The organism is Microcoleus sp. AT8-B5 (genome assembly GCF_036705565.1).
GTDB lineage: Bacteria > Cyanobacteriota > Cyanobacteriia > Cyanobacteriales > Microcoleaceae > Microcoleus.
This window is the reverse complement of record NZ_JAUBUY010000071.1, coordinates 1-24,861: the sequence shown is the minus strand read 5'-3', so window position 1 is coordinate 24,861 and position 24,861 is coordinate 1. Positions and strand designations below refer to the sequence as shown.

Sequence of the window (24,861 nt, the reverse complement as noted above, 5' to 3'; positions counted from 1 at the left end):
GAAATGCCTAACCTTCATTTAGAATTTCTCCCCGAATACAGCCCCGACTATAACTTAATTGAATTAGTATGGCATTCGGCAAAAGAATATATTGCCAATCGACTTTTTACATCTATTGAAGAGCTAGAGTATTTATTGCACAGCCTCTTAAATGAAGGGCAATTAATAATTAAATGGGATCGAAAAATTAAAAATAAGGGTAATGCTTGTATCACAGTTTAAATGTGCAACAGCTTACCGTTGGCAATCCCGTTAAATTAGCGAAGTTACTATCTGGTAGAAGTCGAAAGCGAAATATCAATAAACCCGAGCGGTTAGTTTGGATTAACTCTAGCGGAGCTGCTGTCCCAGAACGGCAATTAATTGTTACTAAACCGACTCATGATGCTAATTCCGATGTTGCTCGCATCATTATGTTTTTGTTGCAGCAAGGGCAAAGCGGAATTTGCTTCGGTAACGGCAGACAAGCAATTAAGAACTTGTGGGCAACTTTTAAGCAAGAAGCTGTAACTCAAACTAACTCGGGAATTGAGTCGCAAGTAGCAATTTTCTACGGCAGTTTAACAAGCGAGCGCCGCATGGAAATTATTAACTCTTTGCAGTCAGGAACAGTTAAGTGTATCCTCAGCACTAGCGCTCTCGAAGCGGGTATTGATTTGCCTCAACTTGATTTTGCTATTATTAGGGGATGGCCGGGAAGCTTGCAAGCTTTTAGGCAGAGGGCTGGCCGGGCTGGTCGCGCAAACTCCGGTTTAATTGTCTTCATTCCTATTGCACAATCACCTTTGGATAACTATTTTGCCGAGCGCCCTGAATTGTTGCTGTCCGCCGAATCTGAATTGGTGAGCTTTAATGCCAATTATCCCATAGATATTGCCAAACATTTGATGTGCGCGGCTGTCGAAACAGGCATTCCTGCCAATAAGCTCAAGCACTACTTTGGCAAGAGCGCTCATATAATTGCAACGGCTTTAATTGAGCAAGGTGTTCTTCACAGAAGCCGGGATAAATTATGGGCTAAGGGCTTTCCCCATAAAGATGTAAACTTTCGAGGGGGAACGGGTTCTAGCACGATACAACTGGTGGATGCGGAGACTCAAGAAGAGATTGAACTCCTCAGTGCGGAGATTGCTTATCGAGAGGTATTTCCTGGTGCTATTTACCGCACGCAAAACTCAGACGGCTGTTTGGTGACTTATACTTCGCGCTCGCTCTTGAATGGCAAAGCTATTTTGCAAAACACCCCTGAAACTCGACTGTTTACTGTAGCGATTAGCCACACTGATACCAGCCTCAAGCAGAATTTGAGTTTGCCTCAACAAATCCCGTTGGTCATTCCAGAAGTTGAAGGAAATGTTCAAACCAATTCAACGGATAGTAAGGCAATTCCAGCTCAAGCTATTCTGGAACTGGTTTGGGGAGAAATTAGCCAACTCGTCACTGGTTATCAATTATTAACTCGCAATTACGAGTTAACTTGTCTCAATAGAAAGTGTGTCAATTACAAAGAGCATTTACCAAAATGTACTGCCTGTCCTGTTTGTGGCAAAAGAACTCGCTCTGCTGAGCTAACATCGGTTCTTAATGAGGTAAACTTTGAGCAACCTTACGAAATCAAATTTGCGACTCCTGTACTGCAAATTAGTTTTAATTCCCCGGTTGAATGTTATCTGCAACAGGTAGTAACAGCTACTCGCCAGGAATTGCTTCAATCTCAACAGGAGATTCCGCCCGGATATCAGCAGTTGTGGGAGTACCCCGCGAATTTGTTGGCTATTCACAGTTTCGGCCATCAAATTTTAGCAGCTTTACCTCTGACTATTTTGGCTTCACCTAATGATGTGAATTTTCTGGTAGAGAAGAGAGGTGCAAATGACTATGCAGGACTCTTTTACGATTTAGCAGAAGGAGGTTCGGGAACGTCGGAAGCTATTTTTCGTTCTCTCCCTCAATTAGCTCATGCGGCTGCTGAGTTAGCCCGCAGTTGTTCTTGCAGTTCTGGCTGTCCTAAATGTTTGATTCAGTCGGGATGCCCTGATGGCAATAAAGCTTTACTTAAGCAGGTGGGGCTGCTGCTGTGCGAAGCATTTTCTACTCCTTAAATATCAAAAAATGGGTGGAATAGACGGCTGAGAAAGGGGAATAGGGAGAGAGAAATAGGGAAAATGGGAGTGGGAATAGAGTGTAGCTTTTTTGTGTGAAAATAGCTACACTCTATTCCCCAAATTTTTTTACTGTTTTTATTAAACAAGACGCTGCTTGCATCAACATAGAATTGTGCGAACCGCTACTGCGGTTTTTAGGGGTGCATTTTTCAGACTTGTACTTATGAAAAACAAGCTTGTCTTGCCAATCATTGACTCCAAAATTAGAGAGTCAACGCTGTTACATTTCAGAAATCAACCCTATAAACAAAAGAAAAAGCAAGCTTTAATCCCCAACCTAAAACGAGATTTAAAGCCGGGCTGGCTTTTAACAATTCTCGCACAAATAGACCGATGTTTATGGGGAAGGTGGGATTATTGGGCTTTGTGTCAAGCTGTCCCCGCTCATGCCTGGATGCGGTGGAAGATGGAGCCAATGCTAGCCATTCTGGAGAACAGAAAACCAGAAATTTTACCCAAATTTGGGTTGAAAGCCCCCGTCGCTCTACGACGGCTTTTTCTGGAGCTGTGCTAAAATAGATTGCGTCAGATGTAAAGACATAACTATGCTGGTATTCGAGGCAAAACTTGAGGGATTGAAAGAGCAGTACGATAAGCTTGATGAAGCGATTCGTACTGCTCGTTTCATCCGCAATTCTTGCCTGAGATACTGGATGGATAACCGATCCATCGGGCGATACGATCTGAGTGCATATTGTGCTGTTTTGGCGCAAGAATTTGCTTGGGCCTCCAAGCTTAACTCTCAAGCTAGACAAGCTAGTTCTGAAAGAGCCTGGAGCGCAATTGCTAGATTCTTCGATCGCTGCAAAAAAAACCAACCAGGAAAAAAAGGTTATCCAAAATTCAAGAAAGAACAAACCCACGGTTCTGTTGAGTACAAGACAACGGGTTGGAAACTTTCCGATTGTCGCAAATACATTACTTTCACAGATGGTTTTGGTGCGGGTACTTTCCTGATGTGGGGTACTCGCGATTTGCATTTTTATCAATTGAAGCAAATCAAGCGAGTTAGAGTGATTCGTCGCGCTGACGGCTACTACACACAGTTTTGTATCGACTTTAAGCGAGTCGAAACAAGAGAGCCAACATTGAAAACCATCGGTCTTGATGTGGGATTGACTCATTTCTATACCGATAGCGATGGGCAAAGGGTTGAGAATCCAAGACATCTTAGAAAGAGTGAAAAATCTCTGAAACGGCTTGCTCGTCGTTTCTCTAAGACTAAAAAAGGCTCTAAAAACCGAGCCAAATTGAGAAATAAACTGGCAAGAAAACACCTCAAAGTAAGTAGGCAGCGTAAAGATTTTGCCGTGAAGTTGGCAAGATGCGTAGTCCAATCTAACGACTTGGTAGCCTATGAGGATTTGAAGGTGCGTAACATGGTTAAAAATCGACATTTGGCTAAATCGATTAGTGATGCAGCTTGGACGACTTTTCGCGGTTGGGTTGAGTATTTTGGTAAAGTTTTTGGTGTAGTAACGGTTGCCGTTCCACCCCACTATACGAGCCAAAATTGCTCGAACTGTGGCAAAGTTGTCAAAAAATCTCTTAGTGTCAGAACTCATGTTTGTCATCATTGCGGGCATACACAAGATCGAGATTGGAACGCTGCCAGAAACATATTAGAAAAGGGATTGCGTACTGCGGGGCACGTAGGAACGTCTAGTCTTAGACTAGAAAACGCCTCTGGAGACATCGACCTCTGTTTGGGTGGGGAAACTCTTTCAAATAAGCCGAGTCGGGGAAAGAGGAAGCCTAAGAAGTGATTCAAAGAATCCCCGTCCCGGATCGGGTGGGGAGAATGTCAACCAAATTTGTAATTGAGGAAACTTTGCCAGCAGAACCGATTCCCCAAATCGAATGGCAGCATTCTCCTGCCGCAGAAGCCATGTTAGATAATAGCCTCAATTGCATTCCTCAACATGGAGAATGGAAAACTTGGTCAGCTTGGGACTATTTGGAGTTTTTCTTGGACTGGGTTTTGTTCGCATTCGGACATCCAGCTTACAAGATTTTACCCAAAGAACCCGCCGGCTGTGAAGGTGCATCAATGCGCCTTTATCAGATGTTTGACCTGTCAATTCTCATGCTGTATCCTGAAGATTATATGGGCAGACTGCTACCCCAAATCTGCGGAAAGACTGCTCAAAAAAGTTCAGGATTTTATCCGACACCCTTAGCTTTGTGCCAGTTGATATCTAAGTTGGTCAGTGGTGATAAGACAGAGCGAATTTCCAGCTTCAATGAACCTGCGTGCGGTACGGGTGCTTTAATGTTAACACAGTCGAATTACTGTCTGAGCGGTATCGGTCAAGATATAGACCCTACTCTGTTAAAATGCGCTTTGTTTCAGTTTTATATGTTTTCACCTTGGCTGGCTGTTCCGATTTGGTGGTTGGGTCAAACTGATTTGCTCCTTGGCAATACTTTAAGTAGCGATCGACCCCAATCAATAAACGCTGCTTACTGGTATAATGAGTGGTTTGAGCCAGTCGAGTCCCAGGCTGAAAATCATACTGATTGTCCTGTCGAACATGAAATAAGTTCAGGAGAAAGCTCAGAAGTTATTGACTTGAATGATCAGACATCAATTCACTCAAATCCAGTAATTCAAGAAGTTGTTAAGGGCAAACGCCGATCCAGAAAAACGACAACATCTCCTCACCAATTTACGCTGTTTAATTTGGACGATTTCTAGCCCAATAGCTACCTATTGAACAATTGTTGTGGTGTAGGTGAAGAGTTGAGTTCAAATCACCTCTACGTTATTCTCATTGTTACGAACCAAGCTACCGATATCGTTGGTAAGCTATCACGCATGAGTTCGGAATTCGGAAAGCAACAAGCCGAATATAACGCTGTCAGACACTCAGTTGTGAGCGCGACTACACAACCAATTTAGGGTGCATAGACACCAGAACCTCTATCTGTCAAGGCAGATGCGCCCTAAACGCCTGCTAATTTAGGGTGCATCAACGCCAAAACCATTAATCTATCAATGCCTATGCACCCTAAATGACTCGCTTGCTTTAGAGTGCATAAACGCCAGAACCACTAATCTATCAATGTCTATGCACCCTAAACATCGGTAATTTAGAGTGCATAAACGCCAGAACCACTAATCTATCAATGTCTATGCACCCTAAACATCGGTAATTTAGGGTGCATGGATGCCAAAACCATTAATCTATCAATCGCTATGCACCCTAAACACCGGTAATTTAGGGTGCATGGATGCCAGAACCATTAATCTATCAATCGCTATGCACCCTAAACGCCGATAATTTAGGGTGCATAAACGTCAGAACCACTAATCTATCAATGTCTATGCACCCTAAACGCCGATAATTTAGGGTGCATAAACGCCAGAACCACTAATCTATCAATCGCTATGCACCCTAAAAACTTAAGGCTTGAGCTTGCCCAGATAGAACGAATGATGCTTGCCGCCTTTACGAAATCTCAAGTAGGCATAAGGGCCGCATCCTTTGATTGTCTTGGATTCGATGTATCCCGTACTACCGCGCGCACCAGTAGCAGCCATTTTTTCTTCTCGTTTTTCTTCCCAGTCTGAGTCGGCTTCCAACTCCGACAACCTTTTCTCTTCAGCGTCAATTAGCACGTCAATTGCATCCTTCAGGTACTTGAGCTCTTCCAGCTTAAGTTGATAGCAATCCTGCAACACGCTGTGCAGCGTTGCAATTTTCACGGAACAACTGCGCTTTTTGGGCATAACCAGTCAAATTTATGGGGCAAAAGCGATCACATACTCTGCAAACCTTGAGCCAATGCACCCTAAACTGATAGAACACAAGCGAGCTGAAGTTTCCACTCAAACCTCGTGTCTTGTACAATTTTTAGTATTGGCTTATCGCTTGTTAAAACTGTAGCACAGATATAAGGTCAAGCATGGGACGGAAACAGAGATCGCCTTCAGGTATTGTTTTTCGAGCGCGAGTTGCGCGACAGACGCCGGAAAAACTTGAAAAGCTTGCAGCTTCGATGGGTCACTTGTACGGAGGCAAGGGAAAACCCGGTGCCCTACTAGATATGCTGGCATCTGGAGATTTGGTTCTCGTACCAAAAACCGCAACAGATGTCATCAAATCTGTGGCACAGTTTTTGGAAGAAACCGAGCAGCCTGCCGTCAAATTGGATGGTAAGCGGGGGGACGGTACTCAAACAATTCCTGCCGGGTCACAGCAAATCTAGACCGGTCTGTTCCTGATGTTGGTAAAACAAACGATGCTTGAGTGCCAATTGCTTGAATGTCCTCAGAACTCCGTTCAAAAGACAGCACAAACTGAGTCCTTTGATAGCGCAAGTCAGCAATTGTTACCTCCCCGGGCTTCCCTTTACAGATGGTGAGTGCTTGGGAAACAGCTAATCGTCTCTAATCTCACACAAGATTGGATTAAAACTGTGCGTTTTTTTCCACCTGCTTATAAGCGGGTACTACTTATTTAGTTGAAATACCTTGCTTGAATAACACTTCAGTTAGTGGCAAAAATGCTTTTTTAAAGTAAAAACAACATAAATTTGGGCTTGCTTTCAACTAGGAAATTGGTAATTTTTTTTCCATGATTCTACAAGAAAAGGCGAGGCAGTGTCAGGCGATCGCCTGACCGGAGTATTTTTGCTTAAAGACTATCCAATCGAACGCAAGGTATGAATATTCTCAACATTGCTTCATGCTCTGTGACACTGGAGGGTGCAGGATGTGGGCTATAAATTTTTAATCCCATTCCGCACTCCCGGGCTTTTTCTGTGGCGATCGCCGCTATTGCTCAGTCTTTTATGCTCTGAGCAATGTACCTCCTTACTCTATCAGACCTCAATCAAACTATTCATACTAGCCCACTACAAGAGCCACCTCTTGTTCCTTCCTATCTGCAGGAACGCTTGCAACTGCTTGTCAAGCAAATTTTAATGGGATTACCTGTGGAGCCAATTCTCAACAGTCACCCCCAGTTCCAGCAGTGGGTTTTCCAGCTCAAAGAACTATCGCCATCACTGTTTTTACCGCAGCGAAAACTGTTTGTTGACATTCCACTTCAAACAAAACTAGACCGAACAAAAAGGGGAGTGACAGAAGAAAATTCTTCCCCTTCTCCTCCATTTAAAGTGATACAAGTCCGTACAAATGTGGGTTTAGTCAAAGGAACACCCAGACTATTTGAGTGGGCGATTCGCCATCCTGTACTGACTTGGCAAGACCGAGTTAAGTTATGGGTAGCTGCCGAATTCTTCGAGATCGAGCCTCACAAGCTGCAACTGATTATTTTGGCACTGCACCCGACTCAACCAGCAGAAAAAGTTCAGTTTGCCTGGGACAGCAAGCAACACCGACAAACTCAAAATTGGCTTTTGACTACCATTGAACGAGAGAGAAAACAAACAGTTATCAAGCTCAATGGTCATCTAACACCTCAACCGAAGGAAGTAGCAACAGCTATCAATTTGGATGAAGTCAATTTGGATGAAATCAATTTGGATGAAGTCAACGAAGTGTCGATATAATCTGTTCAGACTGTGTATAGCTCTTCTGGATTTGTGGTGGGAACGGTAGTGTGAGCCTCTCGCGCGGGCTTTTCGGGCCGCATCACTAGAATTTTTCTGATCACCTAAAACTCGGGAGAATCGACTTTATTACCATCCTCCTATCGAGAGACATCCACCTTCCGACGAAATTGCCCAAAAATCAATACTTTTCTTCTCTCCATAGGAGGATGACACTCTTTAATATGAGGAAAAACAATAGACTATGGATAAAATGTAGTAGGAATCTTAGCCGTGACTGCAACTACCGCCACCCAACCAAAAACAAGCCAACTAAAAACCATCCTGATAGTTGAAGATGACCCGATGATGCAGCTCGGTCTACAGCATATCCTCAATAACCAACCCCATTTAACAGTTGTCGCACAAGCTGTTAACGGCAACGAAGCCGTCAGTGCTGCACTGCAACACCAACCAGACATCGTGCTGATGGACATTGACTTACCCGGAATCGACGGTATTGCAGCCGCGCAGCAAATCAGAGCCGCCCTGCTACATACTCGTATCCTGATGCTCACCCACCACAGCAATCCAACTCAGGTAATGGCGGCTTTGTCAAGCGGCGCTCACGGCTACTGCGTTAAAGGCACTAACGCAGAACAACTTCTAGCAGCGATTACGACTGTGCAAGAAGGTGGCAGTTACCTAGACCCTAAGATTGCCGACTGCGTGCTGCAAAATCTCAAAACGCCACTGCCCGATAGCTATGCGAATGACGACATCAAGCTGACAGAACGGGAAATGCAGGTTTTGCAGCAGCTAGTTGAGGGTAAAAGCAATAAACAAATCGCTGCTCAACTAGGAATGAGCGTCCACACCGCCAAAGGTCATGTAGAGATGATTATAGCTAAATTTGAAGCGAGCGATCGCACCCAGGCTGCCGTTAAAGCACTGCGTTTGGGGCTGGCTTAGCCGTTGGAATGCAGCTTCTAATTGTTCTAAAAAAAGTGGTTTTTGAGGCGTAGCTATCGCGTAGCAAATTATGGCATCTTGTCAATCTTCAAACTTTGGCAATGTCAACCAAAACCTCGCTCCTTTTCCCAATTCGCTATCAACGCCAATCTCTCCGCCGTGAGCCTCAACAATTTGCCTGCAAATGAAAAGTCCCAATCCCAATCCTTGCCTTAAACTAACTCCAACTCCCCTCGTATAAGGCTCGAATAATCTTGCACATTGCTGAAGAGAAATTCCGGCCCCATTGTCTGCAACCGTACAGCGAACCATCTCACCTTCCTTTTTAGCTTCTACAGTCAAAATAAACCCAGACTGATTGTATTTAACAGCATTGTCGATCAGATTGCCAAACACCCGCCATAGCTGCTGGGCATCAGCATTGACTAAAGGCAAATCGGCTGGAAAAAGCTGCTTAACCTTGACTCGATGCTGGTTGAGAATTGGTAATCTTTCAATAAGAATATTTTGGACTAAAGTGGGCAGCGACAGCGGCTTCATGGCTAAAGAAGCACTTTTCACATCAAACTGTTGTGTTGCTGTTAGTGACTCAATCAACTGAAGTTGGCGCGAACAACTTTGCACCATAACCTCCATAGTCCGCCTATCAATAGCAATGTTACTGGCAGCATCATTGAGGCGACTTCGCAGCAGCAGCGACATTCCCGATAGAGGCGATCGCAAATCGTGCGAAACAGCGTGCAACAGCATTCTTAAATTGGCTTCTGCTTGCTGTCTTTCTTGAATTTCCTGGCTTAGCTGAACATTTTGTGTAGCCAATTGCACGTTAGCGCAGCGAAGTTGTTGCTGTAAACGCTGCATTTTAAGTTGGGCAGATACCCGCGCTAACACTTCAACAGGCTCAAAAGGTTTTATAATGTAGTCAGCACCGCCCGCCTCAAACCCTTTTACTTTGTCAAATACGTCATCTAAAGCGCTGATAAAAATTATAGGGATATCACAAGTAGCTTCAGATGCTTTAAGTTGACGGCAGACTTCATAGCCATCCATACCGGGCATTTTTATGTCTAGCAAAATCAAGTCTGGCGCTTGCAACTCTACTGCTTTTAAAGCTCGCTGTCCACTAATCAACTTCCTGACTTTGTAACCGTTTTCAATTAGCAATTGAGAGAGTAGTTGAATGTTAGCGGGAATATCGTCAACAATCAAAATGTCAGCAAAAAATTGTTTAGTTTGCTCCATCATCTATCGCCACCAAAGGACAGAGTTTTGAGTTTTTTCCGAATATTGCCAACCGCTATTTTCTCAGCCGCGCTGTTCGCACCAGCAGCATTAACAGGCGACTTAACATCAGCCACAGTCACGGGTTCTTCTGGATCGTTCGGATGTGGCAGCAATTGGTAAGCGAATCGAATCCGCTGATCCAGCTCTTCATCTATATTGAGCAGTTTACCCGTCTGCTGCTCTACTGATAAAGCTTTCGCCCGCCTTTCAAGCTGCGGTCTGATGCTGCTGTCCCACAGTTGTTCAGAATCTTTAGCTCGCTTTATGTCGCCGGGCCGCACCGGAATCTTGAGAGGGTAGGGAAATAAAGCTTCCGTCCCCGTTGCGTAGGCCGGTGAAGTGATGACACATTTGCCTTGAGGAAACCTCAGAATTTCGTCAGGACTAATCAGCGGTTTCTTTTGCAACTGTTCGCTCCAGTTGACAGAACGGCTCGTTTGCTGCCCCGTCGAGCTGCCGGTCGATCGATTTTTTACCAGCACTTCCACTTCCCCGTACCGCTTAGAATATTTCTCGGCTGTCTCAAAATCGCCGGGGTTGAAGAGGACGTGAGTTGACAGAGCACTGGCGATCGCAGCTCCTTTTTTATCCCCATATAAATTATAGAGTTGATTGAGCGATTGAATCCCAACAATCGGCACGCCACCAGCAGAACGATATTCGTTAGCCCACTGATCCATTCTGTCGAACTTGAGAGACGGAAACTCGTCTAAGCAGTACAAAAATGGGTCAGAACGTACCCGACTCAAATTAGACACCACACATAAATGAATAGCAGCAGCTAACAGCGGCCCCACTACAGTGCGCCTTTGGTCATCTAATTTGAAAATAATGCACTTTTTGCCTTCTAAAGCAATCGGAATTGTGCTGCGACCAATAAATGCCCGCAGCAAATCTTTTTGAATGAAACTGGAGTAGGTTGCCTCTGCGGTTGCCTTGATGCCCGCCACAGTTTTTTCAGCATCTTTTGAACTTAATAACTGCGAAAAACTAGAGGCAATCCACCTGTCCATTTTGAGGGGATGACCGTCGGGTCGGTGAACGGCGTGGTCGATGCGCTTGACCAAATCTGGCAGTTGAATAATTGCGTACACAAAAGCTAAATCCGGGTAAGGACTGCTTTTTGCCAACTGCACTAAACCCTTCGCCATCAACTCGCCTGCTTTCTCAAAAAACTCATTGCCTTTACTCTCCCCCGGACTAGCATTTCGAGCAATAACTTGTCCAATTTCTGCTGCCATTACTGCATCTTGTGCATCTCTCATAAAATCCAGAGGATTGATAGTGTCGCTGTAAGCTTCCCCTGGCGCAAACACTTGCACATCGTAGCCATAGCGCACTGCAAGGGGTGCAAGCACTTTCATCTGGTCTCCTTTTTTGTCGTAAATAATTGCAGGAAAACCTTGCTGGAATGCACTTTCAACCATCCGGTCAATGACGCTGAATGTTTTGCCAGAACCCGGAGCACCAATGACTAAAGTTCCGCGTTCTGCGTGGGGAAACCAAACCGTCGGATTTGCACCTAATAGCGTTTGCAATCGAGCACTCAATCCCTGACAACCTTTAAACCAATAACTCGGCGTACCGCTCCACAAAGTAACGGGCTGCCGTTTTTTTTCTTTCATTTGCTTAAGGGCAGAGCCTGTGGCTGCCAATTTTTCTGCCGTCCCGCACAGCCGCCCGGAGGTAATTTTACCCTTCCCGTTTCCAACTAATTTGGAAGCAATAAGTAAGCCTGCCATTAGCCCTAACATTGCCAGTCCCTCTGGCTTCATAAACTGACCCAATAACCCGCCAAAATCGATGCTAGTTAACGAACGTTTAGGAGGTTGAACTGCCATTGGTATCAAGGTAGCTTTGTTAATTTTAGGCAGAAATTGCAAATTGTTCATTTTTTTTAGATATATAAAAACCTAAATGTTTCCGATAGCGGCTATCGCCTCAAGGGGGAGACCATGACAAAAATAGGTAAACAATGGTAAGAAGCAATAACGCGAAATCTCCAAGTAAGACAGTACAGAATTCTAGTGGAAAGTCCAACACGCAAAAGAACAAGAGTGCTGATTATTACGAGATAGATCCGGAGCTATTCAACAGTGATTACAACCAAACTCGCAAGCCCTCTTTGCCCTATGGAATCGTGATTAACGATAACCCAGCAGGTATTTTGCTCCCGAACGACCAGCTTGTCAAAGCGGAATGGCACGTAATGCCTAATGTTGAGGAATTGACAACGGTCGAACTAAGCGAAGAAGTGACAGGCTTACTGCTCCCAAAAGCGAGAATGCTGGTATTAGCTTTTGTGCCTGAGTACATCCGCTACAAAGATATTGAAGAAAATGGAGAATTAGCAGGTACTTTTATTGGGCTTTACGACGAATATCGCGATTCCCTCGATAAAAAGACGCAGGAAGTGTGTTCCGAACACGCTCTCATCTTTCTAAATCCCAAAAACCAACCCCTGCATCAGGTACCGATTGTCGTCCGCTTCAAGAATGTAGCCCTCTGGAGCTTTAAGAGCGCTAGAGAAGAATTTTACCGCAATTTAGAACGGGCATTTGCTGATTGCTTTGGGAGAGATTACAGCGGTAAAAATGACAAGTGGCGCTCTTTGGGAGTGTTGAATGTCGAGTTTAGAGCTCTCAAAGAAGGGGAGGGCAAAAATAAATCCTTTTGCTGCAAAACTCACAGCATTACTCAGCCAACTGATGCTAATTTTCACAAGCTATTTCTCGGTCAAAAACCACAAAAGAAATTGATTTGGGGACTGCACAATAACATTGCTGGTTTCATTGAGGCTAGCGATGCCGGGTTGCCAGCTATAGCTGCTGGTGCGGAACCTGAAGTCCAGGCATTGCCAGAAAGCGTAACTAACCGCAAAAATCGAGGTAAATTGTCACCCCCTCGCAAAATTGCACAAGTTGAAGGAGGAACAGACTCAGAATTAGAGGAGTTAGATGAATTTTCCGAGGCGGCTGAGGTTGAAGTTGAGGTTGATTCAAAAGAAGATTTTGACTTCGATGAACCCACCCACTACTAAACACTAACCATCTTTGAAAAGCTGGCTGTCAGCAAGTTGATAGGTAAGGCCGTCGTAGCAAAATTGAAGCTGGCGGCGACCTTCTTGGGAAAGCTGATTCACTCCTAGACAAGGCAAATCCTCCTGCGAGGAACTGTCAGCCTTAAACAAAGGAGTTTTCGGCGGTTTATGGGGGTCGAGATAAGCTGCAAGTACTTCTGTTGGCATTTGACTTGAATCATTAGGAATTAAGTAGCCAACATAAAGGCAGCCTTTTGTGCCGCACAGAGCGGAATTATTGAAATCATAAAGGTTCAGCCGTCCTACCGAGCCATTAACTTGCCACACTCGCATTCTCTTAATCGCTTCCGCCGCAGCACTTTGCCCAGCCGCTACTTTGAGTTCTCGAAGGCTGCTATGTTCCTTTACGATAAGGGTTAAAGTTTCTTTTGGAGTGACTCGCAAAGCTTGTTGCCAAGAAGCTGGTGCGGTTGTTGCTGAACTAGAATTCGTGCAAGCAACTGTCCCCAATAATAGCGACAGGGCGGTAAAAACTGTCAAACCAATGCGAAACCAGTAACCAATTTGATTTAACCAAACCGGGGGTTTGACAATCTTTTGGGTGCCTGCTGTTTGTTGTTTAACTCTCTTTTGTTTAACCATTTGTTACTCCACTCCTACAAAATACAAAAAAAAAGGACACTAAATCAGAAAATAAACACTTTAAAATAGAGCTTGTTTTGCTGAAGTAAGCTGTTGTCTGTCTAAATCTTACAGTCAATTCTTATGACTTCCTTCGAGGAAGACTAAACGACTCTACAATTTATATCCTGAACAGCTTAGGAACAAGTCATATCTAATCAGTTGACATCGAAATTCTTATCTCTCTCTTCTCTTTATCTGTGTCCTCTGTGCCCTCTGTGGTTTAATCATTTCGATACAACCTAAATTGATATTAATGCCATAAAATCAATGGTTCCAGCAATTAAAAACGTCCTGGTTGTAGAGAAGGTTTTTAGAGTTGTTAATAACTTGCTTTTCCACCTCCTCTTTCCCCTGGTTCAATGGGAGAGCGCAGCCGTGCCAAGAGTAACTGCTATCCCCAAACCAATTAGTATCAGAAAAATTTGCTGCTTTCGCTTGTGAACAAGTCTAATTAAAAACCACATTCCCCCCAAAAAAGAGCTAATGAACAGCGCAACCTTAATACTCCAACTAGCATTTAAAGTAATGGCCGAGCCGACCGAGTTGCTGATGCCATTGCTGTCACCAGAATTAGCTTGGCAATTGTCGCTGGTATTGTGGTTATAAAGCTCTCGAACTTTTTCCCCGTACTGTTTGAGAGAGTAGCCGCCTAAAATATTGGAATAGCTGGCATCAATTTTACTGCCAGAACCCCCAAAGTGTTTCTGTGCTACTCGCTCAATTAAGCGATCGCCCTTGAACACCTGCCCAGTTTTAGGGTCAATTTCCTGTTGGCTGCTGACTAAGTTTTCCGCTAGAGAATTCTGCAAGACTTTATCCTGAACAGCAGGAGGAAAATATTGGAAGAGTTCCTCTCTTGTAGGTTTTTGGCCTTTGTTGACGTTCAGGATAAAGTTAGCCCCCCCTGGAATTGAGCTGACAGCACGCTGCACCTCTTCCCGGTAACTCATCAACTGATAGCGACCGATCGCCCGCCCGCAGTTGCGAGATCCTTCGGTACAAACCATCTCGCCAATAGCTTCGTAATCGCCACTGGCTGCATTTTCCAAATTGGCGATTCCTTCAGAAAGCTTCGCTAACGCCTCCCCTAATGAAGCTACATCCACACCGTTAACGTAAGTTGCCGGGCGCGCGCACTCTCGCTTGGATTCAGGTACAGGCTGAGTTGGTAAAGGGTTTTCTTTAGTTTGATTTGAACTCAGCGGCTTTGAAGGTTTTGTTTCAGATGCGACGCCTTTTGAACGCGAAATACTGTTAGAAGAACCGCCCTCTAATCGACCGACAAACATAGGCGAATTAACGCTGTAACTGAGAAACGGAACCGGACCAATAATGTAAGGCGATTTGCCGCAGGGCAAACTAAACCTGAAGTACAGAGCCGTGTCAACAGTATCGCTGGTTTCTGACGGTTCCATTACCACTACTTTAAACACTTCCCCAAAAGGATGCCGGCCCGTCGGTTCCCAACCGCTCAAACAGCCAGAACCGCCTCGCACTTCCTGGTATTTGCCGCTAATCCACTGCTTGCCTTCTAGCGGCCCTGTGGCGTGGCGACCGGCGTTTTCCATGTCGTCGAGTTCGATATAAGCGCAATCTTTCTCGCACGCTACCGCAAATCCTTCTACATCAGAACCGGAAATTGTATTAGAGCGTTTGCTTTCGTACCGACTGTAAATCATGTCAATTCGCATGATTGTGCTGCCAATAGACGCAATAGGAACCGGAAAAGTAGAAAGTGGGACTTGACTCAGCAGCGGAATATTGCTGATGAGTTCCTCTGACCAGCCAGAGAACTGTTCTAAATTTACGCTATTAAGGTTAGGGATTTGGGCGATCGCAAACTCAGATAGGTCAATTTGGTTAAGTTTTGCCTGCGCTAGTTGCGGTACTTGTTTTATAGCTTGACCAATTGGCAATTGGCTGATGTTAGAGTTCGCTCCGGCTATTTGAGAAGATAAAGAAGCAATTGGAGGAACATCGCTCAATTGAAATTGGCCCAGATTCGGAACAATTTCAGCCAAGTGACCGACAGTTTGCTTACCAGCTAAGGGAAATGCTGACAAGCTGATATTTTCTAAATTGATATCCCCTAGTGCCAATTGTTCAATTGCTTGCAAAGACAGAATTTCAGGTTTTACATCGTTGATGTCCTCCAGCTTCAAGATGTTGTCAACAGAAGTGCCGGCTTGCCAGCTTCGACCGCCTGAACTTCCAGAACTAGCAACGGCGGGCAGGGAACTAAAGGTAATCTGGCTCCAATCTGGCAGCAAAACTCTAGATTGTTCTTTTTCCCAAATTTTAGTATGTAAGGAACTAGCGCTAGCAATTGATGGGAAGCTGAAGAAAGTAATGCAGATGAAAGCAAAAATTAGGCAGAGTGTACTGGCAGCTATTAAGGCAGAGCCTATCTGGCTTAATTTTTTTAACGGCTTGGGACTGTTCATGGAAATCCTCTTGATGTTAACTAAAATCGCGAAAAAGAAAGCTGCTCTATTTTTTCTGAGTTGATGCGTCCAGGACTGCATTTCTCGATCTTCGCTTTTTTCTTTAATCAAGCTCCAGTTCCAACTGTGGATTCGACCGGACTGCTGAATCTGTCCAAGGAGTATCTGCTAAGTTGGACAAATCATAAACATTTTCTTGGTAAGCGTCGTCAAAATTACCTTGACGAACTTCCCTAGGTGATGAGTAACCGACAGTCAAATCGGGTTGCGATTCGTAACCGGAGTTGTTATAGCCGGAATTAGGTTCGATCGATGAATTGTGCATGGTTTTTCTTAGTTTATGTGGTGAATAGTTTTAACTTAAATCGCATCTAGTTTTGGCAACTTCATCCCTGTGAGCGATTTCGTTCAGTAAAAATTACCCCCTCCATTTGGAGGGGGCAGCTCTATGAAAGCTGGGGGGGTGACAACCCCGTTAGAAGCTAGACAAGGTAAGGCGTTCTTGCTGCTAGACCCAATTCGCGAGCATTATCTTCTAATGAAAATGGGTTGGTATCAAGATAATCGCATCAAAAGCAATGTCATCCACGTTCGCCTGAAAGATGGAAAAATCTGGATTGAAGAAGACCGGACTGAGGACGGCATCGCAACCGATTTACTGCAAGCGGAGGTGTCTTGTGAAGATATTGTCCTCGCCTTTCATCCACCGCGTTTGCGTCAGTTTACGGAATTTGCAACTGCGTAACGCGATCGCTCTTATGGAGAAAATAGCACATCGCGCATCAAGAGCGATCGCGCACTTGTCTAATTCGCAGCCAACAAACCCGACATATTCAGCACTTTTTCTGACCAGATTTTTACCTGTTCGCTAACTTTTATTCGTTGCTGAACGTTCGATCGAATCTCAGCCCAAGAATACTGCCAGCAAGCTAACTGAACCTGCAACTCAACTAACTCAGCAGCTATTTCTATCTCTGTATCGGCAGCAGTCCATTCAATAAACAGCTTGCTTTCTTGCAGTAAATCTTCAATTATTTCGCCATGAGCTGTATTTTGACAGCGGGATTTGATTCGCGCTAAATTTGATGCTAAATTTCCCAGACGAACCGGCAGTTCGTCTCGCAAATAGCGTGACTTTAAAGCATTCCAATCTCTCATAACTCTCCTAATAGCCGTTGAACGATCTGAGCAACTCGATCTCGAATCATCGGATCTTGAATTTCCATCGAACGATTGTTTTGGCGGGGGCGGATATTGATGAGAGATTCATAACCTACTTCTTGTGTCAGCGGATACCAATCTGCTCCCCAAATATCTACTTGCTTGCTCCCATTTTCCAGCAATACAGCTTCGCAGTCAGCGTGAAGCTCTCCACCACCAGCTAAAATTCCCCGTTCGATATCCACTGCCAGTTTAATATAACTGCTCAGGATTTCCAACATTTCTTCAAGTTTCTCTTTGGTAGCACGCTCTTGTATCAAATTAATCATCTTTGTCTGCGCTTTCGATAAACTACTTTTTAAGTTACGTTAACTGTGCTTGCCTCAAAAGCAATTGCTTGCCGAACAATACAACATTTTCCACTGGATTTAGGAACATCAAATTGATACTTGATAAGTATCATTGTAGAATAAATTTAGTTATATTTATCCACAACTCGGTAAATTACTGTCATATGCTAAATATTCTATCAAATAAAATGATGCACTTTCTATCTCCCAATCCACCCATTCTAATGGGTTTTCACAAACACCTTCTAGTCCAAATAAGCTGACAGTTTTACCAACATTTGGAAAATCATCATCTATAACTGTTCTAGAGGTTTTTTCGAGAGGCTTGAAATCATGGGAGCCGGGAGGCTCTTCTACATATCCGGTTAATTGGCGTACCGATGTTTTGACTCCATCGAAAATTAGGTAAGATTTTGGCAGAAAAGTTATTTCATTTTGGGGATTAAGTGGATGATTTGGTAGCAAGCCGAGTTGACGGGTGGGAATGACAATTTTTGAATCGCGGATTAAAGGTCGATATAAATTACAATTTGTGAAATAGAGTAGGTCAAAATGATTGCTAATTACAGTCATTGAATTTTCTCCAAAGTAATCGTTTCTATGCTTGCTACCGGGATTTGTAAAGTGCCATCGCTTATAGGGTTTCCCTGAAAAAATTTATCTTGAATATAACATAAAAAAGGTTTTTTTACGTGCAGTTGGAGAGTTTTTGCTGCTGTCGTTTGCTGCCGCATCTGTTCCGATTTCAGGATTGTTAAGATTGCGATAATTGTCAGTTCGATTGACGGCGCGGAGCTCGGGTTTACCCCAATTACTCCTGTTAAGCTGTTTCGCATTAAAAATGGTATAATAAATCACAAGTCACAGAAAAGCCAGAAGTATGCCAGCCAAAAATCATCTAAATGCAGAGCAAGTCAAAAAGCTTCAACAAGCATTAAAACAAGAAGGAAATGGAGAAATTAGAGAGAGAATCTTAATCTTACTATTGCTCAATGATGGAAAGACGCAAAAAGAAATTGCTAAATTTATCGGGTGTTCGCACAACAAAATCTGTTTCTGGTGCGTACATGGCGATCCAGATAATTTAGAGAGTCTTAAAGATGAGAAGATGAAAGGGAACCATCACAAAGCTACAGAAAAATACAGAGAAATATTACTAGAAACAATTGACAAAGAGCCTCAAGAGCTAGGATATGAGTTTGGTCGATGGTCAGCTAAAAGATTGGCTACTTATTTAGAGGAAGTGACTGGAATTAAGTTAAGTGGGTCACAAGTGTGGAGAATTATCTCAAAAAAAAAGTACGTTTACCTGTGGTCAAAATATAGTCTAGAGCACAAACAGGCTCCCGAGAAAAGAAAAGCTTTTAAAGAGAAACTAAAGGAATATTTAAGAATTGAAAAAGAAAGTCCTAATCGCCTACAGGTATGGTTTTGGGACGAAAGTGGATTTAGTTTAAGGGTGATAAAAAGAAAGACGTGGTGCAAAAAAGGACATCGCAAAAAAGTGAGGGGAGAGCGAAGAAAAGGAAGAGTGAATGTCATGGGAGCAATCAGGTATTCAGACAAAAAAAGATTTGTTGAATTTCTCACTAAAAGTAACTCTAATAATTTCTATAAAGTCTTGAAACTATTTTATCAAGATTTAATAAGTGAATGGGTAGAAGCGGGAAACAATCGGGAAGGTTTTACAGAAAAAGGGTGTCAAATAGTGATTGTATTAGATAATGCCAGCTTTCACAAGAAACAAGACTATATCCAGATAATAAAAACAGAAATGCCTAATATTTATCTGGAATACTTACCTGAATAGAGCCTCGGACTATAACTTAATTGAGTTGGTATGGCATTCAGCCAAAGAATATATTGCTAATCGACTTTTTAAATCAATTGAAGAATTAGAAGTTTTGTTGCATAAGCTTTTAAATGAAGGAAAATTGGTTATCAAATGGGGAATAAAACTTAAAAATAAAGGAAATGCTATTATCACAATTTAAATGCGAAACAGCTTACTCATTACTCATCACTCATTATTTGGTCAAGATTGCGCTGCTTCAACTCGATCGAGTTTATTTTTTAAACCGCGATCGCGATCGCAGCTTTGAAAATTTTTGGCGATCGTGCAATGAAACCGCTAACTCCACAAGACATCCTCAAGCGTTACTCAAAACACCGGACAGGTATTGACAGCCCCGGCTCCTTTTACTCTCCTTTGGAAACGAAAGTATTGATGAGAGCTAATCCGCCCCTTAAGCCTGAAATATTAACAGCTATTCCAACTATTTTAACCGATAACCATCAAAAACCTCAGTTGCAAGCTACACTTAAAACTCCTTACCAACTAATCGATACTGCTTTCAATCTTGAAACAGCCCTTCAACCATTCCAACAAGCAAAAATCATCGGTATAGACTGCGAAACAACAGGGCTTGACCCCTACCAAGCCAAAATTAGATTGTTACAACTTGCCATTCCTGACCATCCAGTAATCATTGTAGATTTATGGGCAATTGAACCGAGTTCCCTCGAACCATTACGCTTGCTCTTAGCGAGTCCTGCACTGAAGGTAGGTCACAACCTCAAATTTGAATGGCAAATGCTCGCTTTTGCCGGACTGGAACCATCCAAACCCTTTTTCGATACCTATTTGGCTTACCGAGTGCTGACGGCTGGACTAAAACGCCATTTGTCCCTAGAGGCTGTCACTGAGAATTTGTTGAAAGTAAAGCTAGACAAAACGCAGCAAGTTAGCGATTGGTCGGGAAACTTAACACTCGCTCAACTGCAATATGCTGCTACCGATGCTGCAATCTTACTCCCGCTGGCTGCTGCTCTGCAACAAAAACTGAAAGCTTCTAAGCTTTGGAAAACTGCTTTACTAGAGTTTGCTTGTCTGCCTGCGGTGGCTTCTATGGAACTCAACGGAATGCTTTTAGATAGAGAACAGTGGAGAGTTTTGGGAGTCAAGCTCTGTCATCAACGCGACTCTCTTTTAAAACAAATTAATTCACAACTCCATCGACCTAACCCTAATCAACAAATCTCTCTCCTGCCGGAATTTACGGATACAATTAATCCTCGCTCTCCCAAGCAAGTCTTAGCGGCTTTGCAAGAAAAAGGTATTCCTGTTACTTCCACTAGCTCTCAACATTTAATTCCTTTGCAAGGCGAGTATCCCGTTATTCAAGCACTGTTAGAATACCGCAGTTTATCGGCTCGTATCGATACTTTTACTCTGGGTTTACCTGAACGCATTCACCCGATTACAGGGCGCATTCATCCCAATTGGTTTCAGATTGGTGCTAGATCAGGACGGTTTAGTTGTCGAGAACCAAATTTAACGAATATCCCCAGAGATAAGGAAACCCGACAGTGTTTTAAAGCTGCACCCGGTTACGTCCTGCTCAAAGCCGATTACAGCCAGATTGAACTGCGGATCATGGCGAAGGTTTCGGGCGATCGCACGATGGTCAAAGCTTACTCCAAAGGGGAAGATTTGCACTCTCTCACAGCTTCCTTGGTGCTAGCAAAACCTTTATCTAAAATTACTGTCGAAGACAGACAGCTCGGCAAAATTATTAACTTCGGTTTAATTTATGGCATGGGAGTTACGAAATTTAAGAATATGGCTCAAGCAGAGCATGGAGTCACTTTAACGCTGCAACAAGCTTCACACTTTCGTAAGAAGTTCTTTGAATTTTATACAGGTATCAAACAATTTCACGGCAAAGTTCGGAGCGCCTGGAGCCGAGATATTCGAGAGAGTCGCACAGTCTTAGGCAGAAGGAGATTATGGTCAAAAGATACTAAACCGTTGCTTAATGAGATGCTAAATAACCCAATTCAAGGAATGAGCGCTGACATTACTAAACTCGCTCTTGCTCTCATTTTTTCACCTCTAAGCTGCACGGATGCTAAACTGATTTGTGTGGTTCACGATGAAATTTTAATAGAGTCTCCTATCGAAGAAGTAAAGCCCGTTAAAGCAATGCTTAAAAAATGTATGGTGAGAGCCGGGAATAAATTTCTCTCTCCGATTCCTTGCGAGGTAGAAATTAAGGTGACGGAAAGTTGGGGAGGATAAACCCGCCCGACCGCACAAAAAATCCCCTGATTGACATTGCTGCAAGATATCAGGGAGATCGAACTTGATATAAGTGATTCAAACCTAGCAGTTGGATCTCGCCTGAGCCGGCTCAGGCTGCTGAATGATGAAACCGCAGCGACATAAAGATGAACCGAATCACGAAGATGCCCGCCACGATCCAAGTTCCCCCAGACACTTCCTTGGCTCTACCTTGGCAGGTTTTCACAATCGGATAGGCAATAAATCCGATCGACAACCCTTCCGCGATAGAATACGTTAATGGAGTCAGGAAAATCGTCAGAAACGCTGGAATCACTTCCGACATATCATCCCAGGGAATTTCTTTCACCTCGGCCAACATCATCGCGCCCACAATCACCAGCGTCGGCGTCGTTGCAAAAGCCGGAATCGCTTTAAACACCGGAATGAAAAACACCGACAGCGCAAATAATCCTGCCACAACTAAAGCGGTAAATCCAGTTCGACCGCCTTCGGCAATGCCTGCGACCGATTCAATATAAGTCGTCACGCTCGACGTACCGAATATCGGACTGATTGTGGTGCCAATGGCATCTGCCATCAGTGCTTTATTGGCACGCGGCAGCTCGCCCGAAGGTCCAATATAACCAGCCCGCATTCCGACACCCGTTAACGTCCCGATGGTGTCAAAAATATCAACAAACAGAAACACAAATAGCACTGCAATCCAGTCAATAAAATTCTCGGAGTTCAGATTAGAAATGCCCAGAAATGCTTGACCAAAAATGTCTTTTGGCAGTTCCGGCAGCGCAAAAAATCCTTGAGGTGGGGGTGAAACCTTGAACAGCCAAGCCCAAATAGCAGTTCCCAAAATTCCAAATAGTAACGCACCTTTGACGCGCCGCACCACCAATCCGGCTGTAATCGCTAAACCCGCCACAGCCAGTAGCGTGTTCGGTTCTGCTAAGCTGCCAAACGCCGTTTTTGTGGCTGGATTTGCCACAATCAATCCGGCCCCCCCATTAACAACATCTCCTGACATCCCGATGTAGGCAATAAACAAGCCAATCCCACCTGCGGTTGCGTGCTTGAGCGACTTGGGAATTGCCGCGATCAATAACTTACGTACATCTATCAACGTCAGAAGGATAAAAATTAATCCCTGAACAAACACGCATGACAGCGCCAACCGCCAATCGATTTTCAGTCCGATTACAACTGAGAAAGCAAAAAAGGCATTCGTTCCCATTCCAGGCGCGAGCCCGAACGGGTAGTTTGCTAAAATTGCCATGCAGAAGGTTCCAACTGCTGACGCCACAGCGGTTGCTACAGCCAATTGCGAAAACAAATCTCCAGGCTGTTGTAGAAAAATCGCGTTTGACAGAATAATCGGATTGACGACTAAGATGTATCCCATCGTCATGAACGTGGTGATACCCGCGAGCGTCTCTGTTCTGAAATTGGTTCTGTAGAAATCAAACTGAAAGAACTCTGCCAGTGCTGCTTGCCAACCTGTGTAGGATTGCTTTGGTGGAATTGGTTTTTGAAATTCTAAATCAGCGCTCATGGTTTGGATCTGCTCCATTTAATTGAGATAGGAGTTAGGCGGTAAACGATCGTCCTAGACCCAATGCCGCCAATTCTTTGGGATAGGCGATCGAGCTTTTATCCCCGGCAATGTGGACTTCATCTTGCAGCGCGCGAGGTAAATCTTCGGGATACTGTTCTTCAACAATGTCCTTATCTTCGCCAAACACTTGATGGTTAAAGTCCAGCGTGTCTTGCAGCGGTGCATCTTTGTCAAAATTGCGGCTTCTCGGCACTACCCAAGCGAGTTTTGCGGGCTGAAACCGGACAGGCAGCATTTAGGATGTGTAACTGCCCGTTCCCAAAGGTAACGCTTAACTTCGCTGTGAACGGCAGCCACACTTCAAACAATCGACGCCACTAAAACCCAGGCGGACTCAGATGCTTTAGATTGTGCGGATAGTTGCTCACAGTGCTGACATCCCGCAGCGCGAAACCCGTGCGGTAGTCGCTCAACGGGATAATCTGGCACTTCTGGATTTCCGCGCTCGCCAAAGGATTCGGTTTGAACAAACGCAAAATGACTCACATCCAGAAAGCCTTCGACTTGACGACCTGTGGCAGCTTCGTGAGCTACGCTGGCTGGCAGAACCTGAATATAGTCTGGATCGTTCCATTCCTGAAAGTATGGAACCTGAATATAGTCTGGATCGTTCCATTCCTGAAAGTATGGAAAATGCACTCCTCCGTTATCCACGAGCCTTACCCACACTAAACCATAGCGTTCGGTGACAGCGTAGGTCGTCAATTTCAGCCGAGCGGGAATTGCGGCATCCAGTTGAGCGGGAATACGCGTGCATTGACCGCTTTTGTCGTAGCCGACGCCGTGATATTTGCATTGGAGTTCATCGTTCTCAACCCGTCCCAAACTCAGAGGAACACCGCGATGCAAACACAAATCCCGTGCTGTAACGATCCAGCTATCGGAAAGTCGAAACAGCACGAGACGTTCATCGAGCAGCTTTGCGGCAAACGGTCGATGCGTAACTTCATGCGAGAACGCGATCGGATACCCAAACGCCGCAAGGGCTTTCCAATCAGTTTCACTAAAGGTGCAGTTTCGAGGCCATACAAACGCAGAATTGCATGATCGTTCTTGTGTAGTGTGCATAATCCTGTATGCGAAATACCGCTGAAGCTTAAGATATTAGAAAGCTTACTTCTGTACGATTTACTACATACCCCTCTTCTGTCACTTTCGGCCTAAAATAATCCGGGATGCTTAGAGCATAAGACTTTTATCAAAAATTTTGATTGTCGGCATTCTGTTAGAAAATAAACGCTCAAATCCCCGCTCTATCTACAGTTAAAAATTTGGCTCTCACTTTTATTTTCCCAGAGTGACAGAAGAGGGGTAATCACTGTTAGTAACCAAGCGGCAAATATCGTTGGCAAGTTATCAAAAGGCGCTATTGCCATGCTGCCCCAAGCTGAATATAGCGTTATCAGGCAGGAGGGAGAATGTGGCTACACAACCAATGCTTTAACGTAAAGATTCAGGTCCAAAAAGACTTAAGTGGCGGCATCTGGTAAAATAGACCTCTTGCAAAATAATTTTATGATATAATGAAAAGTTTTGCTGAAAGTTGATTGAATCCCAACTCTTAACTTA

At 44.1% G+C, this 24,861-nt stretch carries 24 protein-coding genes and 1 pseudogene; 12 read left to right on the top strand and 13 right to left on the bottom strand.

Annotated features, from left to right (window positions below):
* From QUB39_RS28260 to QUB39_RS28245, 4 genes are all read left to right on the top strand, one after another.
* Positions 1-222, top strand: a 222-nt coding sequence (locus tag QUB39_RS28260) for a transposase (protein ID WP_333212485.1), incomplete at its 5' end; no start/stop codon positions are given.
* Between the two features lie 2 nt (positions 223-224).
* Entirely contained in the window at positions 225-2,102 is a 1,878-nt protein-coding gene (locus tag QUB39_RS28255; protein ID WP_333212482.1) for a helicase-related protein, read from the top strand.
* Between the two features lie 608 nt (positions 2,103-2,710).
* Positions 2,711-3,931 (top strand): transposase, encoded by a 1,221-nt coding sequence (locus QUB39_RS28250; RefSeq protein ID WP_333148399.1) that lies wholly within the window; start codon positions 2,711-2,713, stop codon positions 3,929-3,931.
* A gap of 35 nt (positions 3,932-3,966) precedes the next feature.
* Positions 3,967-4,863, top strand: coding sequence for a hypothetical protein (locus QUB39_RS28245; protein ID WP_333212480.1), 897 nt, complete (start codon positions 3,967-3,969; stop codon positions 4,861-4,863).
* Positions 4,864-5,571: 708 nt separating this feature from the next.
* Here the strand turns inward: QUB39_RS28245 and QUB39_RS28240 are convergent.
* Positions 5,572-5,898: a hypothetical protein gene (locus QUB39_RS28240; RefSeq protein ID WP_333212478.1), complete on the bottom strand. Its 327-nt coding sequence runs from the start codon at positions 5,896-5,898 to the stop codon at positions 5,572-5,574.
* A gap of 176 nt (positions 5,899-6,074) precedes the next feature.
* On the opposite strand from QUB39_RS28240, the gene QUB39_RS28235 reads away from it, so the two are divergent.
* From QUB39_RS28235 to QUB39_RS28225, 3 genes are all read left to right on the top strand, one after another.
* Positions 6,075-6,377: a hypothetical protein gene (locus tag QUB39_RS28235; RefSeq protein WP_333185088.1), complete on the top strand. Its 303-nt coding sequence runs from the start codon at positions 6,075-6,077 to the stop codon at positions 6,375-6,377.
* A gap of 597 nt (positions 6,378-6,974) precedes the next feature.
* The gene (locus QUB39_RS28230; protein WP_333212476.1) at positions 6,975-7,685 is read left to right on the top strand and encodes a hypothetical protein; all 711 of its coding nucleotides are present in this window, start codon (positions 6,975-6,977) and stop codon (positions 7,683-7,685) included.
* Positions 7,686-7,958: 273 nt separating this feature from the next.
* Positions 7,959-8,636 (top strand): response regulator transcription factor, encoded by a 678-nt coding sequence (locus QUB39_RS28225; protein ID WP_333212474.1) that lies wholly within the window; start codon positions 7,959-7,961, stop codon positions 8,634-8,636.
* Positions 8,637-8,717: 81 nt separating this feature from the next.
* Here the strand turns inward: QUB39_RS28225 and QUB39_RS28220 are convergent, their stop codons facing one another.
* Both QUB39_RS28220 and QUB39_RS28215 read right to left on the bottom strand, forming a co-directional pair.
* Positions 8,718-9,881, bottom strand: a complete 1,164-nt coding sequence (locus tag QUB39_RS28220; protein ID WP_333212472.1) for a hybrid sensor histidine kinase/response regulator — start codon at positions 9,879-9,881, stop codon at positions 8,718-8,720.
* The gene (locus tag QUB39_RS28215) at positions 9,878-11,812 is read right to left on the bottom strand and encodes a type IV secretion system DNA-binding domain-containing protein (protein WP_333212470.1); all 1,935 of its coding nucleotides are present in this window, start codon (positions 11,810-11,812) and stop codon (positions 9,878-9,880) included. Before QUB39_RS28215 ends, QUB39_RS28220 begins: the two co-directional genes overlap by 4 nt.
* Positions 11,813-11,895: 83 nt before the next feature.
* Between QUB39_RS28215 and QUB39_RS28210 the strand changes: the two genes are divergently transcribed.
* Positions 11,896-12,960, top strand: coding sequence for a DUF5895 domain-containing protein (locus QUB39_RS28210; protein WP_333212468.1), 1,065 nt, complete (start codon positions 11,896-11,898; stop codon positions 12,958-12,960).
* Between the two features lie 3 nt (positions 12,961-12,963).
* On the opposite strand, the gene QUB39_RS28205 is transcribed toward QUB39_RS28210, so the two are convergent.
* The 3 genes from QUB39_RS28205 to QUB39_RS28195 form a co-directional block, all read right to left on the bottom strand.
* Complete coding sequence (locus QUB39_RS28205) at positions 12,964-13,602, bottom strand: hypothetical protein (RefSeq protein WP_333058649.1); 639 nt, start codon at positions 13,600-13,602, stop codon at positions 12,964-12,966.
* 398 nt (positions 13,603-14,000) lie between these two features.
* Positions 14,001-16,088 (bottom strand): hypothetical protein, encoded by a 2,088-nt coding sequence (locus QUB39_RS28200; RefSeq protein ID WP_333212466.1) that lies wholly within the window; start codon positions 16,086-16,088, stop codon positions 14,001-14,003.
* 103 nt (positions 16,089-16,191) lie between these two features.
* Positions 16,192-16,413 carry a hypothetical protein gene (locus QUB39_RS28195; protein ID WP_333132777.1) on the bottom strand — a complete coding sequence of 74 codons (222 nt, stop codon included), beginning with the start codon at positions 16,411-16,413 and terminating at the stop codon, positions 16,192-16,194.
* 123 nt (positions 16,414-16,536) lie between these two features.
* Between QUB39_RS28195 and QUB39_RS28190 the strand changes: the two genes are divergently transcribed.
* Positions 16,537-16,833, top strand: coding sequence for a XisI protein (locus QUB39_RS28190; RefSeq protein WP_333212464.1), 297 nt, complete (start codon positions 16,537-16,539; stop codon positions 16,831-16,833).
* A gap of 59 nt (positions 16,834-16,892) precedes the next feature.
* Here the strand turns inward: QUB39_RS28190 and QUB39_RS28185 are convergent, their stop codons facing one another.
* The 4 genes from QUB39_RS28185 to QUB39_RS28170 all read right to left on the bottom strand — a co-directional run bounded on the left by QUB39_RS28185 (position 16,893) and on the right by QUB39_RS28170 (position 18,435).
* Positions 16,893-17,246 carry a hypothetical protein gene (locus tag QUB39_RS28185; RefSeq protein ID WP_106331790.1) on the bottom strand — a complete coding sequence of 118 codons (354 nt, stop codon included), beginning with the start codon at positions 17,244-17,246 and terminating at the stop codon, positions 16,893-16,895.
* Positions 17,243-17,578 (bottom strand): DUF5674 family protein, encoded by a 336-nt coding sequence (locus QUB39_RS28180; RefSeq protein ID WP_333212462.1) that lies wholly within the window; start codon positions 17,576-17,578, stop codon positions 17,243-17,245. The genes QUB39_RS28185 and QUB39_RS28180 overlap by 4 nt, the downstream gene beginning before the upstream one ends.
* 156 nt (positions 17,579-17,734) lie before the next feature.
* Positions 17,735-18,172, bottom strand: coding sequence for a hypothetical protein (locus QUB39_RS28175; protein ID WP_333212460.1), 438 nt, complete (start codon positions 18,170-18,172; stop codon positions 17,735-17,737).
* Positions 18,169-18,435: a hypothetical protein gene (locus tag QUB39_RS28170; RefSeq protein ID WP_333212458.1), complete on the bottom strand. Its 267-nt coding sequence runs from the start codon at positions 18,433-18,435 to the stop codon at positions 18,169-18,171. The genes QUB39_RS28175 and QUB39_RS28170 overlap by 4 nt, the downstream gene beginning before the upstream one ends.
* A 44-nt stretch (positions 18,436-18,479) precedes the next feature.
* Between QUB39_RS28170 and QUB39_RS28165 the strand changes: the two are divergent.
* From QUB39_RS28165 to QUB39_RS28155, 3 genes and pseudogenes are all read left to right on the top strand, one after another.
* Positions 18,480-19,593: pseudogene (locus QUB39_RS28165) on the top strand (IS630 family transposase).
* Complete coding sequence (locus QUB39_RS28160; protein WP_333212456.1) at positions 19,574-19,783, top strand: hypothetical protein; 210 nt, start codon at positions 19,574-19,576, stop codon at positions 19,781-19,783. The pseudogene QUB39_RS28165 and the gene QUB39_RS28160 overlap by 20 nt, the downstream one beginning before the upstream one ends.
* Positions 19,722-21,680, top strand: a complete 1,959-nt coding sequence (locus QUB39_RS28155; RefSeq protein ID WP_333212454.1) for a bifunctional 3'-5' exonuclease/DNA polymerase — start codon at positions 19,722-19,724, stop codon at positions 21,678-21,680. The genes QUB39_RS28160 and QUB39_RS28155 overlap by 62 nt, the downstream gene beginning before the upstream one ends.
* A 112-nt stretch (positions 21,681-21,792) precedes the next feature.
* Here the strand turns inward: QUB39_RS28155 and QUB39_RS28150 are convergent, their stop codons facing one another.
* From QUB39_RS28150 to QUB39_RS28140, 3 genes are all read right to left on the bottom strand, one after another.
* Positions 21,793-23,229 (bottom strand): NCS2 family permease, encoded by a 1,437-nt coding sequence (locus tag QUB39_RS28150; protein WP_333212452.1) that lies wholly within the window; start codon positions 23,227-23,229, stop codon positions 21,793-21,795.
* Between the two features lie 34 nt (positions 23,230-23,263).
* On the bottom strand, positions 23,264-23,527 hold the full coding sequence (locus tag QUB39_RS28145; RefSeq protein WP_333058491.1) for a hypothetical protein: 264 nt from the start codon (positions 23,525-23,527) through the stop codon (positions 23,264-23,266).
* 65 nt (positions 23,528-23,592) lie between these two features.
* Entirely contained in the window at positions 23,593-24,360 is a 768-nt protein-coding gene (locus QUB39_RS28140; RefSeq protein ID WP_333058493.1) for a Rieske 2Fe-2S domain-containing protein, read from the bottom strand.
* Positions 24,361-24,861: the final 501 nt, after the last annotated feature.

What these genes read in the sequence shown, in the direction of transcription:
- QUB39_RS28140 (WP_333058493.1), bottom strand. Translation starts at nt 24,360, where the DNA reads ATGCACACTACACAAGAACGATCATGCAATTCTGCGTTTGTATGGCCT.
- QUB39_RS28195 (WP_333132777.1), bottom strand. Translation starts at nt 16,413, where the DNA reads ATGCACAATTCATCGATCGAACCTAATTCCGGCTATAACAACTCCGGT.
- QUB39_RS28155 (WP_333212454.1), top strand. Translation starts at nt 19,722, where the DNA reads ATGAAACCGCTAACTCCACAAGACATCCTCAAGCGTTACTCAAAACAC.
- QUB39_RS28215 (WP_333212470.1), bottom strand. Translation starts at nt 11,812, where the DNA reads ATGAACAATTTGCAATTTCTGCCTAAAATTAACAAAGCTACCTTGATA.
- QUB39_RS28230 (WP_333212476.1), top strand. Translation starts at nt 6,975, where the DNA reads ATGTACCTCCTTACTCTATCAGACCTCAATCAAACTATTCATACTAGC.
- QUB39_RS28160 (WP_333212456.1), top strand. Translation starts at nt 19,574, where the DNA reads ATGCTATTATCACAATTTAAATGCGAAACAGCTTACTCATTACTCATC.
- QUB39_RS28205 (WP_333058649.1), bottom strand. Translation starts at nt 13,602, where the DNA reads ATGGTTAAACAAAAGAGAGTTAAACAACAAACAGCAGGCACCCAAAAG.
- QUB39_RS28210 (WP_333212468.1), top strand. Translation starts at nt 11,896, where the DNA reads ATGGTAAGAAGCAATAACGCGAAATCTCCAAGTAAGACAGTACAGAAT.
- QUB39_RS28185 (WP_106331790.1), bottom strand. Translation starts at nt 17,246, where the DNA reads ATGAGAGATTGGAATGCTTTAAAGTCACGCTATTTGCGAGACGAACTG.
- QUB39_RS28220 (WP_333212472.1), bottom strand. Translation starts at nt 9,881, where the DNA reads ATGATGGAGCAAACTAAACAATTTTTTGCTGACATTTTGATTGTTGAC.
- QUB39_RS28240 (WP_333212478.1), bottom strand. Translation starts at nt 5,898, where the DNA reads ATGCCCAAAAAGCGCAGTTGTTCCGTGAAAATTGCAACGCTGCACAGC.
- QUB39_RS28235 (WP_333185088.1), top strand. Translation starts at nt 6,075, where the DNA reads ATGGGACGGAAACAGAGATCGCCTTCAGGTATTGTTTTTCGAGCGCGA.
- QUB39_RS28145 (WP_333058491.1), bottom strand. Translation starts at nt 23,527, where the DNA reads ATGCTGCCTGTCCGGTTTCAGCCCGCAAAACTCGCTTGGGTAGTGCCG.
- QUB39_RS28170 (WP_333212458.1), bottom strand. Translation starts at nt 18,435, where the DNA reads ATGCGAAACAGCTTAACAGGAGTAATTGGGGTAAACCCGAGCTCCGCG.
- QUB39_RS28250 (WP_333148399.1), top strand. Translation starts at nt 2,711, where the DNA reads ATGCTGGTATTCGAGGCAAAACTTGAGGGATTGAAAGAGCAGTACGAT.
- QUB39_RS28180 (WP_333212462.1), bottom strand. Translation starts at nt 17,578, where the DNA reads ATGATTAATTTGATACAAGAGCGTGCTACCAAAGAGAAACTTGAAGAA.
- QUB39_RS28190 (WP_333212464.1), top strand. Translation starts at nt 16,537, where the DNA reads ATGAAAGCTGGGGGGGTGACAACCCCGTTAGAAGCTAGACAAGGTAAG.
- QUB39_RS28150 (WP_333212452.1), bottom strand. Translation starts at nt 23,229, where the DNA reads ATGAGCGCTGATTTAGAATTTCAAAAACCAATTCCACCAAAGCAATCC.
- QUB39_RS28200 (WP_333212466.1), bottom strand. Translation starts at nt 16,088, where the DNA reads ATGAACAGTCCCAAGCCGTTAAAAAAATTAAGCCAGATAGGCTCTGCC.
- QUB39_RS28175 (WP_333212460.1), bottom strand. Translation starts at nt 18,172, where the DNA reads ATGACTGTAATTAGCAATCATTTTGACCTACTCTATTTCACAAATTGT.
- QUB39_RS28245 (WP_333212480.1), top strand. Translation starts at nt 3,967, where the DNA reads ATGTCAACCAAATTTGTAATTGAGGAAACTTTGCCAGCAGAACCGATT.